This is a genomic window from Deinococcus cellulosilyticus NBRC 106333 = KACC 11606 (assembly GCF_007990775.1).
Taxonomy (GTDB): Bacteria; Deinococcota; Deinococci; order Deinococcales; family Deinococcaceae; genus Deinococcus_C; species Deinococcus_C cellulosilyticus.
On record NZ_BJXB01000029.1, the window covers coordinates 1 to 16,826 of the forward strand.

Below are 16,826 nucleotides of genomic sequence, written 5' to 3' on the forward strand. Positions count from 1 at the left end.
ACACAGGTTCCATCACCGGACCCCCCTCAACCCGACCTGCACCTTCATCAGCACGTGCACACTGCACATGGGACACACCAGGGCCATGCAGGCCACCATGAAGGGCACGGGCCAGAAATGGTCCAGGAGATGCTGGTCAAAGGCATCCTCTCCCTGATCCTCACTGTACCAGCGGTGCTTTACTCTCCCATCGGGGAGAGCCTGGGCTTTCACGTCATGCCCCCTTTCGGGCTTTCCATGGAGGTCTTCGGGTTTTTGCTGACCACTCCGGTGATCCTGTGGGGCGGGAGCCTCTTCACCCGCAGTGCCTGGGAAGCCCTGAAACACCAGGAAGCCAACATGATGACCCTGATCGCCCTGGGCATCTGGGTGAGTTACCTGTACTCGGTGGCCGCCACCTTCCTCTTCAAAGGAGAAGTTTTCTATGAAGCGGCAGCGATGCTCACCACCTTCTCGATTGCGGGGCACTGGCTGGAGATGCGGGCACGTTTCTCCACCGGGAAGGCCGTGGAGGCCCTGCTCAATCTTGTTCCAGAAACCGCCCGGGTGGTCAGAGGCCACCAGGAATTCACCGTGCCCCTCTCTGAAGTGAAACCCGGAAACACCCTGGTGGTGAAACCCGGGGACCGCATCCCGGTGGACGGTCAGGTCACATCGGGTGAGAGTTACGTCGATGAAAGCATGATCACCGGTGAACCCGTTCCAGTGCTGAAAAAGGGTGGGGACACCGTGGCGGGTGGGACGGTCAACAAGGACGGCTCATTCCACATGCAGGCCCAGAAGGTGGGTTCGGACACCGCCCTCGCGAACATCGTGCGGATGGTGCAGGATGCGCAGGGCAGCCATGCCCCGGCACAGCGGCTTGCGGACACTGCCGGGCGGTACCTGGTGTACGTGGCGCTCCTGGCAGGACTCATCACCTTTACCGTGTGGATGCTCCTCACCGGAAACGTGGTGTTTGCCCTCACTGCTGCAGTGTCAACGATCGTGATCACCTGTCCAGACGCACTTGCCCTCGCCACCCCCACCGCCATCACCGTCGGGATGGGCAGGGCAGCCAGAGAAGGGGTGCTCTTCAAGACGGCCACCCACCTGGAGAACACCGCCACACTCAACACCGTGGTCTTCGACAAGACCGGGACCCTCACTGAAGGAAAACCCTCCCTCACCCGGGTGGTGGCCCTGAAAGGCAGTGAAGACGAGGTGCTTCGCCTGGCAGCCAGTGTGGATCAGCACAGCGACCACCCCCTCGCCAGGGCCATTGTGGAAGGGGCACAGGCAAAAAACCTCCCCCTGCTTGAAGCTTCAGGCTTCCAGAACATCTCCGGGTTTGGGGTGGAGGCCCGGCTGGAAGGAGGGACCGTGCGGGTGGGGAACGTGGATTTGATGCTGCGGGCAAGCATCCCCCTGCAAAACACCGCCCGGATGGCCGAGGAAGCTTCCTTGCAGGGTGAGACGGTGATGTACGTGGCAAGAGGACAGCATCTCATCGGGCTCCTTGGGGTGTCCGATCAGGTGCGCCCCGAAGCAAGAAGGGCCGTGCAGGAACTGCACCGTCTGGGCATCAAAACCGTGATGCTCACCGGGGACAGCGAGCACACCGCCCGGGCAGTGGCGAGGCAGGTCGGGATCGATCAGGTGATCGCCGGAGTGAAGCCTGACCAGAAGCGGGGCCGAATTCAGGATTTGCTGCACAAAGACCGGAAGGTCGCCATGGTGGGGGACGGCATCAATGACGCACCTGCCCTTGCCACCGCCACAGTTGGGATCGCCATTGGGACCGGGACGGACGTGGCCATCGAGACCGCCGGGGTGGTGCTCTTGCAAGACAATCCAGCAGCGGTGCCTGTGGCCATCCGCCTGGCCAGGGCAGTGAAAGGCAAGATTGTGCAAAACCTCTTCTGGGCCGCCATCTACAACGTGCTGGCCATCCCGGTGGCTGCAGGGGTGCTCTACCCCTCCCTGGGCCTCCTCCTGAAGCCTGAGTGGGCAGCCCTCCTGATGAGCATCTCCACCGTCACGGTCACCCTCAACGCCATTTCACTGAACAGGGTGCAGATCAAGAAGGCCTGACCCGCAAGAAAATGAAGGCACCCTGCAGAGGGTGCCTCTTTTGCATCTGACCCCTCAACTGGAAGTGGTTTTCAGTCCCATCATGGCGACCAGCAAGACCACAATGCACCCCACCCGGGCAGCAGAAAGGGCTTCACCAAAAAACACCCAGCCGACCAGCACGGTGCCTGCCGCACCCAGACCCGTCCAGATCAGGTACGCGGTGCCCAGTGGAACATGCCTCAAGGCCCGGGACAGCAGGTGAAAACTCAGGTAGGCGGCCAGCATGGCCAGACCTTCCCTCCAGGAGAGCACCAGGGGGTGCCTGGGGGGGTGCAGGCTGGACAGTTTCAGGGCCACCGTGAACACCACCTCCAGCACCCCGGCCAGGGCCAGATCCAGCCAGGCCCTGTTCATGGCAACAGCCTCAGGCCGACCAGTGCGGTGGCTGCCAGCAAAAGAAAGAAAACCCGGCGACCCCTGCAGCGTTCACCGAACCACAAGGTGCCCACCAGGGTGGTGCCCACGGCTCCCACCCCGGTCCACACGGCGTACGCGGTGCCCATCGGCAATTTCTGCAGGGTGTGGGCCATCAAAAGCACACTGCACAGCATGAAAAGGTAGAACAGCACTGTCGGAATCAGGTGCTTTTGCCCGTCTGAAAGTTTGAGGAAGGTGGTGGCGAGGGTCTCCAGAACCCCGGCCAGCATCAATTGCATCCATGCCATGTGTCCTCCAGGTGGGTCATGGCCCACCAGCCCACACTCTAAAAAAGCCCCGTGACGTCTTGACGACTGATGAAAGGCATTTCTGTGACCGCTAAGATGTGGGGCGTGAAGGTCCTGATCATTGACGATGAACAAAAATTGGGCGGTTTGCTCGCTGAAAACCTGCAGGAATTCGGGCTTGAAGTGAAAGTGTGGCCCACCGGGGAAGGTGCCCTGGAACAGTTTCACCTGTTCAAACCAGATCTGGTGGTGCTGGATGTGATGCTGCCCGGTGTGGATGGTTTCACCCTGTGCCGCAAGATCCGGCAGGAGAGCCTCACCCCGATCATCATGCTGACCTCCAGAAGCGCGGAGAATGACCGCATTGTGGGACTGGAGCTCGGAGCGGACGATTACGTGGTGAAACCTTTCTCCCTCCGGGAACTGGTGGCCCGGGTGCGCACGCAACTCAGAAGACAAGAAGCCCTGCGGCAGGTGCAGGCTTCACCGGGCAGGAGGCTCAGTGTGCTGGACTGCACCGTGGACCTCGATGGGCGCACTGTGCAGGTGAAGGGTGCGCCTGTGGAGGTGACCCGAAGGGAGTTCGAGTTGCTGCACTGCCTGATGGAGCACCCCGGACGGGTGTTCACCCGCAACCAGTTGATCGAGCGGGTGTGGGGCGGGCAGTTTGAAGGTTTTGACCGCAGTGTCGACGCTCTGGTGAGGCGCCTCAAAGAGCACCTCGGCAAAGGCGCCCTGCTGTCCGGTGCGATTGTGGCGGTGCGCGGCGTGGGGTACAAACTCCAGCCATGAAACTGCGGCCACCCCACCCTTCAGAGGGCAGGTTCTCCCTGAGGGACTCCCTGCTCAGGTCCTTTCTGAAAGTGAACCTCACCTTGCTGGGGGTGCTTTTCCTCTTGTTGAGCCTGCCCCCGCTGGGCCAGCGTCTCTTTGCGGAGTCCAGCGAAGCACACCTGAAACGCCTGATGAAAGAGGCCCGTCCTATCGTGCAGGTGTTGCGGGAACTTCCCAGAAAGCAGCAAATGCAGGTGCTGGAGTGGCTGGAACCCAACCAGTTGAGCCTGGACCAGAGGTCACGCGGCTCCAGGGAACTCAGCATGGACATCTACAGCATCGATGTCTCGTTCTTTGCTGGGCAGGACCAGGTGAGCCTGCTGGAAGATGGCAAGGTGGTGTGGAGCCAGCTCCTCACGCCCGGAGATGCCCCTGCAGGCTGGCCTGGGCAGATGCAGCAAGGGAATGCCATCAGCACCGTGAACCTCTCAGCCTGGCGTGAACGCATCAAAAACATGCCCGACTGGCTGCTGAACTGCAGCGCGGGACACACCTGGATCACCCCTCTGGGAGAAGGCCGGCACCTGGCCATCACCACCTTGCATGTGCGCAAGGAATGGCTGGGGATCAGTTCGGTGGTGATGTACCTGCTGGTGTTGCTGGGCTGGTTCATCCTGATGGCCCTCCCGGCCACCCTGGGGGCACTGCTGGTGTCGGGTTTCTTTGCGCGCCGTGAAGCCAGAACCCTCAGTCGGCCCATCGAGGACCTCTCAAATGCGGCCCAGAAGATGGCCTCTGGAGATCTGCATTTGCAGGTGCCGCTTTCCGGACCTGCAGAATTGCGGCAACTGGGTCACGACCTCTCTTCACTGGGGGAAAGCCTGTCTTGCACCCTGCAGGACCTGCAAAACACCCTCGGGCAGCAGCGGGCGTTTCTGCAGGACATCTCCCATGATCTGCGCACCCCCCTCAGTCACGTGCTGGCCTTCAGCGAGGACCTCAGTGACCGTCTGGAGGGGAGCCCTCTGGAGCAGAAAATCACCATCATCCACCACGAGGCACAGGCCCTTCAGCGCATGCTGGATGACCTGTTTGACCTGATGCGCATGGAAAGCCCTGCCTTTCGTCTGCACCTCGAAACCCTGAATGTGGGGGAGGTCGTGCAACACTCTGTGGAAGCGTTTCACCAGCAGGCCAGGGGCCAGGGGGTGGGCCTGCATGCGAAGCTGCCTGAGGGTCCGGTGCTGCTGCACCTCGACCGGGTGCGTTTGCAGCAGGTGCTGGGTCACCTGCTGTCCAACAGTTTGCAGCACACCCCCGAAAAAGGCCACATCACCGTGACCCTCTCTGAACAAGACAGATGGGTGACCTTGATGGTGCGAGACACTGGACGGGGCATTCCTGCAGAGCACCTCCCCCATGTGTTTGAACGTTTCTACCGGGCAGAGCCTGCAGCAGGCGGACGGCATGCAGGACTTGGCCTCACCCTGTGCCAGCAGCTCGTGCAGCAGATGGGTGGCACCGTTTCCCTGAAAAGCACCCCTGGAGCGGGCACCGAGGTGACGGTCAACTTCCCTGCAGCCCGCATGAAAGAAGTCTTCACAGGGACGCGCCAGCAACCATCAGACCCACCTCCTTCTGGGTGACCACCTCAGCCTGCCAGCAAAAGCTGGTGCACTGAACTGGTGTCATTTCACATAAAGATGGCATGTTAAACTGACCATTGATCCTTTCAGGTCAAACGCAATCATAGGAGAAGTCATGAAATCAATGCAAGTGTATGTTCTGGTGTCCTCTGTGCTCGCCCTCGCCGCTTGCAATCCCACCACACCTGCAGGCCCAGCAACTTCCGTGGTGGTGAGTGAAGCACCCGGATTCAAAATCAATGCACAAACCCAGTTGACCGCAACCCTCAAAGACAAAGACGGCAAGGTCACCTCCGGGAACGTCACCTGGACCTCCAGCAACCCGGATGTTGCTGTGGTGGACGGCCAGGGCAGGGTCACCGCCAAAAACTTCGGCACCGTCAAAATCACCGCCACCGTCAATGGAATCAGTGACAGCACCAACGACACCAAAACCTACGGTCTGCGCGTCCTTGGTGGCAGCAGCAACACCGGACAGACCGCCTTCATGTACAAATTCCGCACCCGTACTGGACAGAAGCCTGCGAACCCGACGGCACCCTATCGCATCGATGGACCCGCAAGCTGGGATGATGGCGTCTTCACCAGCAACCTGACCCTCAACAATGCCTCCACCTCTTACTACACCCGCCTGATCACCAGTAAAGGGGTGCCGATCCCCGCGGTGACCGGAGCTTACAAATTCACCCTCACCGTGGATGGTGAAACCTACACAGACACCTTCAACGTGAACATCAACAACAAACTTCCAGCCATCACCGGGGTGACCGCAAAAGCTCTGAGCTTCAGTCAGGTTCTGGTCACCTGGAACGATGTGCCGGGAGCAGAATCCTACCTGCTGCGCATCTACAATGTCACCGACAACAAAATCCTGTCCTTTGCGTATGTGGATGACAGCCTGAACGACAGGGAAGTGACTTTCACCAACCTGACCCTGGATGCCAGCAAAGTCTACGAAATTGAACTCACGGCCTTCACCAGAACCCCGGATTCTGACCATTTTGAGGACGTGCTCACGGGAGATTTCCATTACTCCCAGATCGAACAGACCATCGTGATGCCCTGAGAGGCACCTGCAAAAAAGAGGATGGAGTCAAACCCATCCTCTTTTTTGTGAACCGGTCTTCAGAGAGGCCACCTGGGATCAACGGTTTTTTCGCTGTACTTCGCTGTGCCCACCGTGCATGTCACGGCATCCTGGGGTCATGTGTGGGATCGGCATACATGGGTGGGCAGCCCATGGTTTTCGCCTGTGGGCGCAGCTCAAAATGCCAGGGTTCATTCTGGTAGATCTGGCACAGCCCGTACCTGCTGCCGTGCCTTGAAAGCCAGAGGGCAGCAGAGGCAGGCCCGAGGTCCACGGCCTCGCCTGAGACGTGGGGGGAGGTGTCTGCTGTGGCCACCCAGCGTGCAGCTTCCCTTTCTGATCCGTACCTGCTGATGGCCTCCTCAAGCAACTGGTGCTGGTACTTGCGGGACCGCCATCCACTGTTCACCCCAAAAGTGACCCCTTCTTCAGCGGCATCTGCGGCTGCCTCGCGGAGTGCAGAGCGCAGTTGTGGGCGAAGCCTCACGACGGCAGGATGACGTCCATCAAACAGGGTCAGGTGCCCGTGCACCACCCCCTCTGCTTCACTGGAGGGGTCCTGGTGGAGCCCGGGGGAGGATGGGGAGGTGGATTCAGGAGCCTCTGACGGAACGGGAGTGGTCCATGGTGGAGAAAACCATCCTGTGGGCGCCGAGAGGAAAGCCACCAGGACAGCAAGAAGCCCTGTTCGGACCAGACGGGTGTGGGGGTGTGGGGCGCGTTCATTCATGCCTTCACTAAGCAAGAAAGGATGTTGCAGGCGTGTATGGGGATTTCGATATGCCCACGATATGCAGGTCCCGATAGAATGGAGCTCATGCGAGTGCTGATCGTCGAGGACGAAGCTTACCTGGCAGAGGCCATCCAGCAGGGCCTGCGTCTGGAGGCCATCGCTGCCGACATTGCCCTGGATGGGAACACGGCCCTGGAGCTGCTGGCCGTGAACATGTATGACATCCTGATTCTGGACCGAGACATTCCCGGTCCTTCCGGGGATGACATCGCCAGACGTGTGGTGAAATCCGGAAGTGGCCTGCCGATCCTGATGCTCACTGCTGCCACCCGACTGGACGACAAGGCGTCAGGGTTTGAACTCGGGGCTGATGACTACCTCACCAAGCCGTTTGAGCTGAAAGAACTGGTGCTCAGGCTCCGCGCCCTGAACCGCAGGCGTGCTCACAGCAGGCCCCCGGTGCAGGAGATGCTGGGTGTGAGGCTTGATCCATTTCGCCGGGAGGTGTACCGCGAGGGCCGCTACGTTCCATTGACCCGCAAGCAGTTTGCAGTGCTTGAGGCGCTCATGCTGGCCCAGGGCGGGGTGGTCAGTGCCGAGGAACTCCTGCACAGGGCCTGGGATGAGGGTGCCGATCCTTTCACCAATGCGGTGCGCATCACGGTTTCCGCCCTGCGCAAGCGGCTTGGGCAGCCCTCTTTGATCCAGACGGTGCCCGGGGTGGGTTACCGCATCCACAGGGGAGCAGACGCAGAAGGTGCGGAAGTGGATGGTGAATAGGCCACCCGGACTGAGCGTTCGCCTGAAACTGAAGTTGAGTTACGCCGGGTTCCTCATGCTGGCAGGCACCCTGCTGCTGGCGGTGGTGTGGGTGTTTCTGCTGCGTTACGTGCCCGAAAAAATCCACATTCAGGCCGTGCCCCAGACCGAACGTGTGGCCCCCTCCACGGGGCGACCCTTCCCGGATGCTCCGCGGTCTCTGTTCGTGCCCAACCGTTCGGATCTGGAAGAGGCATTTGTGCCAAAAGCGACCCTGGCACTGGTGTTCTTGCTGGTGTTTGGTCTGGTGGGCGGGTGGATTCTCGCAGGAAGAATGCTTTTTCCCCTGACCCGCATCACCCAGGCCACCCGACTGGCAGCAGAAGGGTCCCTCTCCCACCGCATTGCCCTGGAAGGCCCCTCAGATGAATTCCGTGAACTTGCGGATGCTTTTGATGGCATGCTCGAAAAACTTGAGGCCCACGTTGCCGAGCAGCGCAGGTTCGCCGCCAACGCCTCCCATGAACTGCGCACCCCCCTTTCTGTCACCCAGACCCTGCTGGAGGTGGCCCGCAAGGACCCTGGAAAGCTGGAAGGTGAGCTTGTGGAGCGCCTTCACGAGGTGAACCTGAGGGCCATCCACCTCACCGAAGCTTTGCTTCTGCTCAGTCAGGCAGACCAGAGGTCCTTCACCCGCGAAAGGGTAGACCTTTCTCTCATTGTGGAAGAAGCTTCCGAAACCCTCATCCCTCTGGCCGAGAAAAGAGGAATCACCCTGGAGGTTTCCGGTGACGTGACCCCCACCCCGGGCTCTCCCCTGCTGCTGAGGCAACTGGTGATGAACCTCATGCAAAACGCCATTGTCCACAACCTGACAGCGGGCGGAACCGTGTGGGTCACCACGGGCCGCTCTTCCAGTGGGGTCATGCTCTCCGTCGAAAACACCGGGGAGGTGCTCTCCCCCGAACAGGTGTCCACACTGGTGGAACCTTTTGTGCGAGGCACCGGACGCATCCACTCCGACCATGCAGGGGTCGGTCTGGGTCTGGCCATTGCCCGCAGCATCACCCAGGCACACGATGGGAGGCTTTCCCTCACTCCCAGAGCTGCAGGAGGACTCCACATCACGGTGCAGTTGCCTTCACATCCACATGAACGTGACAAACCAGAAAAAGGCCTCAGGCCCTGAAGACCCGGCGTGTGGAGAAGCAAAGACCCTCCTGAAAATCAAAATCTGCTCTCAAGCACTCCAGTATCCCAGAAGACTTTGCAAGTGCCTCAGGGCACAGGAACAGAAGAGGCTTTTCTTTTGCGGGAACGCACTGCAGCCTGGGCTTTGCTTTTCTTCTTGTGGCACACCGTGCACAGGGTTTGCAAATTCTCCAGGCCGCACTCTCCGCCTCCGTCTTCCACGGCCACAATGTGGTCCATCTGCCAGCCCATCATTTTGGGTGTGTCCAGTCCGAATTCGGTGGCCACTTGCTGCAGGTGGCTTTGCAGGTGCTGTTTCAGTTGCTGAGGACTCAAGATGGCCTTCACCCGTTTTTCTTCGGCCCTGACCTGACGGGCAATCCGGGAGTCGCGGGTGTGGGCATCCACACCACATTCAGCGCACACGCCCCGGTCCCGCTCAAAGACTTTCTTTCTGGCAAAAGACGGCATCGAGCGGATCAGCCAGTGGTCCTGACAATCCTGTGAGCACCAGCTGCGCCTTCTGCCGGAGAGAGGGGTGGAGCACAGGCGGCACAACCGGTTTCCATTTTCATCGAAACGCTCAGCAGGCAACTCGGACTGCGGGGTGAAACGCCGGTACCCGGGGGGTTTCTGGCTGTGGGCCACCCGTGCAGTTGCAGCCTTCTGGCGCTCAGCTTTGCTGCTTTTCTGTTTTTGCCTGAGCACTTTTGGCAGGCGAACTTTTCTCACATTGGGCCTTCTCTTGAACCTCAACCTTGAGCAGTCAGGGTTGAGTCGGGGGTTCTACTTTCAGTGCATCTGGGCCAGCTGGATCAGGTTGCCGCAAGTGTCATCAAATACGGCGGTGGTCACCGGTCCCATGTGGATGGGAGGCTGGGTGAAGTGCACCCCGGCTTTCACCAGCCGGTCATGCTCTGCCTGGACATCTTTCACTGCAAAGGAGGCGCAGGGAATGCCGTCATCCACCAGGGCTTTCTTGAAAGGGCCCACAGCAGGGTGTGCATCAGGCTCCAGCAAGAGTTCAACCCCTCCTCGGTCTTCGGGGGACACCACGGTGAGCCAGCGGTAGGCCCCTGCCGGGACATCGGTCTTCTTCTCGAAACCCAGGATCTCCGTGTAAAACTTCAGGGCTTTTTCCTGATCGTCCACAAACACGCTGGTCACAACAATTTTCATGGGTTTGCCTCCGGGGGTGTGGGTTTCAGCCAGCGTTCCACAATCTGGTTGAGGGGTGCAGTGTTGACGTGATGGTGTTTGTAGCGGCCCTGCCGGGTGACGGTGAGAAGTCCAACCTCTTCCAGCACAGCGAGATGCTGGGAGACAGCTTGCCTGGTCATGCTCAGGTTGGATTTGACGCTGAGTCGGGCACAGATTTCAAAGAGGGTCTGACCGTCCCGTTCACAGAGGGCATCAAGAATTTTTCGCCTGGCGGGGGTGGCGAGGGCTTCAAAGAGGTCCGGCACCCGCCGAGTATAGGCAAGTTGTGACTTGCCTGTCAAGGCAAGACCGCTGGGTGGTGCACCACCCAGGTCAACCTGTAACCTCCACACGATCATTGAGCCAGGCCACCCCCACCACCCGGGCGTCCACCGGTAGGGTTCGGTTTCTGGCTTTGTGAACCAGAACCTGCTCCAGGGCAGCCGCCAGGGGTTCCCTGGGCAGAGGCATTGCCTTGTCATGACCTGGCGGTTCATTCTCAAGAAGGCTTTCCAGCATCTCCGGTGGATTGACCTGCCACTGGCTGCCATCAAAGTGCATCAGCACATACTCTTCCCTGAGGATCATGCCCTGGTCGTTTTGCCAGACCAGCACAGCCCCCACCAGAACCCCACGGCCGTGCAAGGTAGATACGGGTTCCGAAAACTCCACTCCAAGGGCCACCTTCAGCAGATGCCTGAGCAAGGGATGACCGATGTCCAGATGGGTGGTTTCCCTGGAGCGCAGTGCAAGGTTGCGATTGAAGGTCACCTTCAGGTTGTGCCGGATGCCCGTCTCCTTGCGAACCTGCTCGGGAAGTTTGAGTTCCCACACCTCACCCCTGTGAAGGCGGCTCGTAACCTCAATCCCGGTGATCTTGACCATGCCCTCCAGGAAGTTCTGCAGGTGCTCAGGGGTCACCTGCAGCTGATCTTTCATCCACTCCTGACTGAATCCAGAAGCGTGACTCAGAAGTTCTTGTTGCCTTGCGGCGGCATCACGTGCCAGAAACAGAGCCTCTTCCAGCTGACTGCGGGTCTGTTCGCGTGTGGCATGTGCCGCCTGTGCGAGCAGGTCCTCCACCTGCAGGGCAGAGGCCAGTTGACCGAGAATTTCGTCTTGCAGACCGGCCCCGTAATCCCCACTGACCTTGCAGAGGTCCGCCGTCACCTGACTGAGGCTCTCATACATGGTGGAGAGGATTTCACTGTCCAGGGTGTCCGCAGATTGCAGATTGAACACCACCACGTTCCGGTCCTGCCCGTAACGGTACAGGCGACCCACCCGCTGTACCAGCCGCATGGGATTCCACGGCAGATCGTAATTGACCATGATGTGGCAATTTCTTTGCAGGTTCAGGCCCTCTCCACCAGCCTCAGTGGAAATCAAAAACTGGGCTTCGGAATTGAAATCCTCAATGACCTGCCTGCGCTCCTCAAGGGACATTGAACCGTTCAACAACCGCACCTTGCCCGGATGCTTTTTCTCCAGGGCTTTGCAGATGTCTTCCTGGGTGGACCGGTACTCTGTGAAAACCAGCAGCTTCTCGTGAGGGCTTTGTTTCAAAACCTGGGGCAGAACATGCTCCATCAGGGTTTGTTTTTTGCTGTCGGTCGGGACCAGCCTTCGGCCCAGATCAATCAGGTCCTTGAGCAAATGTTCCTCTCCCACGAAAAAGGGTGTGCTGTCGGTCCGGGAGTCGGCCTGTTCCTCTTGCTCCACATAACGCTCATCTTCAACCAGGTTGGTGTTTCTGGATTCATCTTCATGGTTCAGTTTCTGCAGTCGCCTTTCGAGGGCGGAGGTGATCGCTTCAAAGCTGCTGGAGGCCAGTTTGCGGTACACGGTCATCACAAAACCAATGGCCAGACCCTTGTGGCCCAGTTCACGGCTGCGGGCATAACCGTTTTTCAGGTACAGCCTGAGTTGCCGGTCAAATATCTTTTCTGTTTCAGAGAGAGGCACGTCCACCCGGTGGGTGGACTTGTGTTTGAAGAGCAGCTTGCCGTCCTTGTCGGTGACTTCCGACTTGCGGTTGCGGATGATCACATCCCTGAGCACTTCCGGCTGGATTTGCACCCGATCCAGCTGCCGCCGCCAGGCTTCACCGGGCCGCAGCAGTTCCAGCAAGGCCCGGAAACGGTCCATCTTGCCCTGGTGCGGGGTGCCGGTGAGAAGCAGCACATTGCGGCTGCGGTTCCTGAGGTGGCTGGCAAGTTCGTATCGTTCAGAAGCCACAAAACTGTTGCCGTACTGAGAGCGGGTGAGGCGGTGTGCCTCATCGAAAATCACGTAATCCCAGTCGTCGGCGGCCAGCAGAGTCTCCAGGTGATTTTCCTGCTTGGCCCGGTCCAGGGAGACAATCACCTGATTTTTGCCATGCCAGTGCCGGGGGTCCTGAATGAAAAAGTCCTGCCCGTAAATCTGGAAGTCCCTGAGGTTGAATTTGGAACTCATTTCCTCCTGCCATTGCCGGGTCAGACCCGCGGGCACCACAATCAGGAAGCGCCTGAGGCCCCTGGATTGCAGGGCGGTGATCAGCAGGCCCACAGAGATGGTTTTCCCCAGGCCCACATCATCGGCAATCAGCCAGTTGAGGCTTCCCGATGTCAGAATGCGGTGGACCAGAGACACCTGGTGGGGCAAGGGGTCAATGTCCAGTTGACTCAGGGCCCCAGTGTTGTGCTGCCAGTGCTGGATCAGGTGAGCCAGTTGTTGCAACCGGAACCGTTCCGGGTGATGCCCTCTGGGGAGCCGTCCCTTCGCCAGCAGGGTGTAAGGGGAGGTGTTCACCCGCACGCACTGCCAGGGAAACCAGTGGGTGTCGTTTGTCTGGTAAAGGTGGACCAGCACCTGCTCCATTCCTGCAAAAACCCGCTGGGTGATGATTTTGCCTTCACCCAGCCGATCTGAGAGGTTCATGCGGTAAACCGTCACCTCGGCACCCACCATCAGGCCACTGCGCAGTTCCTGCACCGGCAGGTGGCTCACCATCTGGTCGTCCCACTGCACTTTGGCTCTGGGTGTGGGGTGCTGCACCACTTCGAGAACTTTGGCCCGGCGTTCGGGTCGGCTTCGGTGTTTGATCAGGGTTCCGGGAACGGGAATCACATGGCCTCCAGCAGATGGTGAACATACACATTCATGTCGATGTGGGGTGGACAATTGCGGATCAGGTGGATCAGCACAAAACACGCACTGGTCTCTCCCCTGAACCAGGGATGATCAGCGTGCAAATCCAAAATGGCCTGCATGGTGAGTTCAATTTCGGTCATGTCCGGCAGGCCATGGAAGCAGGCCACAAACTTCAAGGCATGGTCCCAGGACAGCAGATGCGGTGTGGCCCTCAGCTCTCCATATTTCTTCCAGCTGTACCAGAAGTGATGAGATTCGCTGACCAGGAGGCGGGTGCGGTATGCCAATTCGATGGCTTCGATGCTGTGTCCAGCCTCAATCAATTTCTGCAGGGTGTGGACCCTTTTCCCAATGATTTTCAGGTCAAGTGCTTCAGCCAGGAAGTCAAAGGCGTGACTGACATCATGCCTTAAAGCCAGGTCAGCAGCCCGCTGTTCAGCGATTCGGGTGGTGGTGAGACGTCCATCATCCACTTCACTGGCAGGCTCTGCCACCCCGGTCTCGTCGTCGAGATCCCAGAGGTCAATGACGAAGACGGCCTTGACCTCTTCAGGGCCAGAATCCTGGATCGTTTCAAATTCCAGATCCTGGAACTCTGGCAGGGGGTCGTGCTGCAACACCGGCCCGTCCATAAAATCCCAGGGCTCAGGGAGGTCCAGATCAGGGTCCACCTCCAGCCCATCCAGATGTTCTTCATCCGTCGGTGAAACCTGAACGAATTGCAGCTCGGAACGCCCGTCCAAAACTTCAACGTTCTCCAGCAGAGCCAATCCCTGAGCATTCTGTTCGAAAACATCTGGGCCCAGAATTTCATGTGGATGGATCATTTCATCCAGATCCGAATGGGCCACGGAACATTCCAGGCCGGCCTGCTTCAGTTCTGGAAGGAAATCCAGGAGCGGTGACTGCCACAGTGCACGCCTGAGGGGTTCAAAACCCATGTGGTTTCTGGGGGTGAGGACCTCCATCCGGTGGGTCAGACCCTGCACCTCTTCTTGAAGGTGGTTTTGCAACACCTGCCATCTGTGTGGGCTGGTTCCAGGAAAGTACTCGATCAGGGCGTCCAGTGCCATCTGAATCAGCTGGAAAGTCGGGATTTTTTCGAAAGCCTGCTGGTACTCCTTCAGCTGTGAGAGACTGTATTTCAGCAGCAGGATGTCCTGTTCACTGGGCATGCAGCTTTCAAGGGCCACCTGCAGGGTCTTTGCAGATGCCCGCAAATGCTCCAGTTTTTTCTGCTGGTCCAGGCAGGCCTGCTGGTGGTTTGTGCATCCCGGTTTCCAGTGCACCTGCAACTGATTGTCCAGCCGACTGAGGGCCTTTTGCTTGCGGGCCAGAATCGTTTTCTGTGTTGCCGTGAGCGGACCCTTTTTTTCCTGAAGTTCTGCCATCTGCTTCTTCAGCAGGTCCAGGGTGCCAAAATCTGACACCCGCGCTTCACATTCCTGAATGTCCTGCAAGATGGATTTGCGTTTCTCAAAGAGGGTCTGCCACACCTGCTGGCGCTGTGCGGCCTGTTGCCTGAGGTGATGCAGGTCTTCATTGAGGCTGCTCCGCAAACCCGTGGGAACATGCACAATGTGCTTGACCGGCACATGCTGCAGATGCCGTACGATTTCTTCAAGCACATTGAGCCGGTTGCTCGCTTGCTGCAGGGCTTTTGCAGTGATCTGCTGGGCCTGCTGAAGCTGTGAAAGCCACCCTGGAGTGAGCAACCTGGAGCCGTCGAACAGTTGCCTGGTTTGTGGGTCCAGCAAAAAGACAGAACCATTGACCGCTGCAGGGTGTGCACGGGTGGCCTCTTCAACCATCGGTACTGGGCTCTCGGTGAGGGCAAGGTCTTCTGAGAACAGACCTGTGTCCTCCACCTCTTCAACTTCAAAAAAGAGGGCCAGTGGGGAAGTGAACGCTTCGCTGTCCCACAGGCCAGGCTGATGAGAGGAGGCAGGTGTTTTCACCTCAGGGATGGGCTGCACGGGCTCAAAGAGCTGCACGGGCTGAAGAAAAGCCTCGTCCAGCAAGTGGTCATCTGATGACTCAACCTGTTCTGTAAATGCCAGGCCCTGTCCTTCTGATGGGTCCAGAAACACCGGATCCAGGTCCAGTTCTGCTGAAGGGGCAGAGGACAAAAGTTCATCAGAAGACAGGTCCAGTGCATCGACTTCAAGGGTGCTTCTTTCTGTGTGAAGGACCTCTGATTCGATGCCCAGCGCATCCAGCTCTGTCACAGCTTGCAACTGGACCGTTTCTGTTTTCTGGTGTTGATCCTGATGGGCCAGCAAAGTGAGACGCATGGCAAGCACCTGCAGCAACTGGTGTTGCAGGGTCACTGAGTCATTTGCCTCCGTAGTCAATTCGGGGGTGTCTTCCCGCGCCGGCTCCACCTGCAAGAAAACATGCAAGCTGTGCTGCGTTTTGGGGAAAACAGGGGCTGCAAACCCTTTATGTTGGTTGGGCGGGTCCAGCAATCTCAGAGCAACAGCAAGACCCGCCACCTGATCTCTGGCGGCGCTGAACTCCTGCTGTGCCTGGGTCAGGGAACTGATGTGTGGAAATTTCTGCTGAATGTCCCTGAGCAAGGCGTCGTGCCTTTCCAGGATTTCCCTGGCCTCAAAAGCCGCCTGGTAAAGTTCACATTGAGACCGGTGAAATTTGAGCACCTGTTGCTCTTCAGGGGTGAGCCGTATTGTGAGACGCTCCCGGTGCAGGGCGTCTTTCTCCTGTTGCAGGCTTTGCAACCTCGTGTGACATCCCTGCCAGCCCTGTTCCAGGGTGGTCGCTCCGAGTTTTGCCAGGAAAGGCTGAAGTTCACGTTGCAGGGTTTCCATTTCCGTCTGCTTGCTTTTGTGTTCCGCCCGGTACTGGGGCAACAGCAATTTCATGCGGTGACCGAAGCCCTGCTGACCGAGTTCCTCTTGCAAGACCATCCAGCGGGTCAGCGCTTGCAGGTGAACCTGATGTTCTTCGATGCTCGCGGTGAGGTGGACCAGGCGGGATTGCATCTGATCAAGATCACCCTTGCGCCGGTGAAGAGTCCTCAGGTCTGCTTTTTGCAGCAGAGGCATCAGGGCCTCAGGAACCACCACCGATCGAAGATCCTCAAGAGACAGATCCACATCTGACAATCTCTCCTGATGGACTTTCCACATGTTGAGCAGGCGGTTGGCCTCTTCAAGCTGTGCCAGGGCCAGTTGATTTGCATTTCGCAGGTGCCAGTGCCTGGAGACTTCAACCCTGAAGTCGGTTTTCAGCAGATCAGTGCACCTCGCGAGTCTTGAGGTGTTGGCGGTCTGCAACGATGTGACGTGAATTGTGGACGGAACTGCGGACAGGGTCATGGTCACCTTTTCATGGAAAACGGAACAGCTGAAATTCTGGCGGCCTCTTGCTTTTGTGTTTTCAGCATACAACTGTTGAGCGACACATAACGTCGCGTGGTTCTTGCATTTTCAGTGAATCCATGTATTGTTAAAAATTTGTAACTTTTTGTGGCAATATGCTTTGATTTGTGTTCAGTTCTT

The 16,826-nt window shown here is 58.5% G+C and carries 14 protein-coding genes; 6 read left to right on the forward strand and 8 right to left on the reverse strand.

The genetic code is table 11. The annotated features are described in order from the left end of the window. On the forward strand, positions 1–2,073 hold a 2,073-nt coding region (locus DC3_RS23495), incomplete at its 5' end, for a copper-translocating P-type ATPase (RefSeq protein ID WP_222594824.1). Positions 2,074–2,127: 54 nt separating this feature from the next. Here the strand turns inward: DC3_RS23495 and DC3_RS23500 are convergent. Both DC3_RS23500 and DC3_RS23505 read right to left on the reverse strand, forming a co-directional pair. Next, positions 2,128–2,469, reverse strand: coding sequence for a DMT family transporter (locus tag DC3_RS23500; RefSeq protein ID WP_146889158.1), 342 nt, complete (start codon positions 2,467–2,469; stop codon positions 2,128–2,130). Then, complete coding sequence (locus DC3_RS23505; protein ID WP_146889161.1) at positions 2,466–2,780, reverse strand: DMT family transporter; 315 nt, start codon at positions 2,778–2,780, stop codon at positions 2,466–2,468. The genes DC3_RS23500 and DC3_RS23505 overlap by 4 nt, the downstream gene beginning before the upstream one ends. 69 nt (positions 2,781–2,849) lie before the next feature. Here DC3_RS23505 and DC3_RS23510 point away from each other — a divergent pair, with 69 nt between their 5' ends. The 3 genes from DC3_RS23510 (at position 2,850) to DC3_RS23520 (ending at position 6,266) form a co-directional block, all read left to right on the forward strand. Beyond that, positions 2,850–3,572: a response regulator transcription factor gene (locus DC3_RS23510; RefSeq protein ID WP_146889165.1), complete on the forward strand. Its 723-nt coding sequence runs from the start codon at positions 2,850–2,852 to the stop codon at positions 3,570–3,572. Then, positions 3,569–5,200: a sensor histidine kinase gene (locus tag DC3_RS23515; RefSeq protein WP_146889167.1), complete on the forward strand. Its 1,632-nt coding sequence runs from the start codon at positions 3,569–3,571 to the stop codon at positions 5,198–5,200. Before DC3_RS23510 ends, DC3_RS23515 begins: the two co-directional genes overlap by 4 nt. Positions 5,201–5,315: 115 nt before the next feature. Further along, a complete protein-coding gene (locus tag DC3_RS23520) occupies positions 5,316–6,266 on the forward strand; it encodes an Ig-like domain-containing protein (RefSeq protein WP_146889170.1) in 951 nt (316 codons plus the stop codon). Positions 6,267–6,387: 121 nt separating this feature from the next. Here DC3_RS23520 and DC3_RS23525 read toward each other — a convergent pair whose 3' ends face one another. Then, positions 6,388–7,017: a M15 family metallopeptidase gene (locus tag DC3_RS23525; RefSeq protein WP_146889173.1), complete on the reverse strand. Its 630-nt coding sequence runs from the start codon at positions 7,015–7,017 to the stop codon at positions 6,388–6,390. Positions 7,018–7,104: 87 nt separating this feature from the next. Between DC3_RS23525 and DC3_RS23530 the strand changes: the two genes are divergently transcribed. Further along, positions 7,105–7,800, forward strand: coding sequence for a response regulator transcription factor (locus DC3_RS23530; protein ID WP_146889176.1), 696 nt, complete (start codon positions 7,105–7,107; stop codon positions 7,798–7,800). Further along, on the forward strand, positions 7,790–8,968 hold the full coding sequence (locus DC3_RS23535; RefSeq protein ID WP_281292594.1) for a sensor histidine kinase: 1,179 nt from the start codon (positions 7,790–7,792) through the stop codon (positions 8,966–8,968). Before DC3_RS23530 ends, DC3_RS23535 begins: the two co-directional genes overlap by 11 nt. 89 nt (positions 8,969–9,057) lie before the next feature. On the opposite strand, the gene DC3_RS23540 is transcribed toward DC3_RS23535, so the two are convergent. From DC3_RS23540 to DC3_RS23560, 5 genes are all read right to left on the reverse strand, one after another. Then, on the reverse strand, positions 9,058–9,702 hold the full coding sequence (locus tag DC3_RS23540; RefSeq protein ID WP_146889179.1) for an HNH endonuclease: 645 nt from the start codon (positions 9,700–9,702) through the stop codon (positions 9,058–9,060). Positions 9,703–9,762: 60 nt separating this feature from the next. Continuing rightward, positions 9,763–10,149: a VOC family protein gene (locus tag DC3_RS23545; protein WP_146889182.1), complete on the reverse strand. Its 387-nt coding sequence runs from the start codon at positions 10,147–10,149 to the stop codon at positions 9,763–9,765. Then, positions 10,146–10,436: an ArsR/SmtB family transcription factor gene (locus tag DC3_RS23550; RefSeq protein WP_222594825.1), complete on the reverse strand. Its 291-nt coding sequence runs from the start codon at positions 10,434–10,436 to the stop codon at positions 10,146–10,148. The genes DC3_RS23545 and DC3_RS23550 overlap by 4 nt, the downstream gene beginning before the upstream one ends. Positions 10,437–10,503: 67 nt before the next feature. Beyond that, the gene (locus DC3_RS23555; RefSeq protein ID WP_146889188.1) at positions 10,504–13,281 is read right to left on the reverse strand and encodes a DEAD/DEAH box helicase; all 2,778 of its coding nucleotides are present in this window, start codon (positions 13,279–13,281) and stop codon (positions 10,504–10,506) included. Continuing rightward, a complete protein-coding gene (locus DC3_RS23560) occupies positions 13,278–16,643 on the reverse strand; it encodes a hypothetical protein (RefSeq protein ID WP_146889191.1) in 3,366 nt (1,121 codons plus the stop codon). The genes DC3_RS23555 and DC3_RS23560 overlap by 4 nt, the downstream gene beginning before the upstream one ends. Positions 16,644–16,826 lie beyond the last annotated feature (183 nt).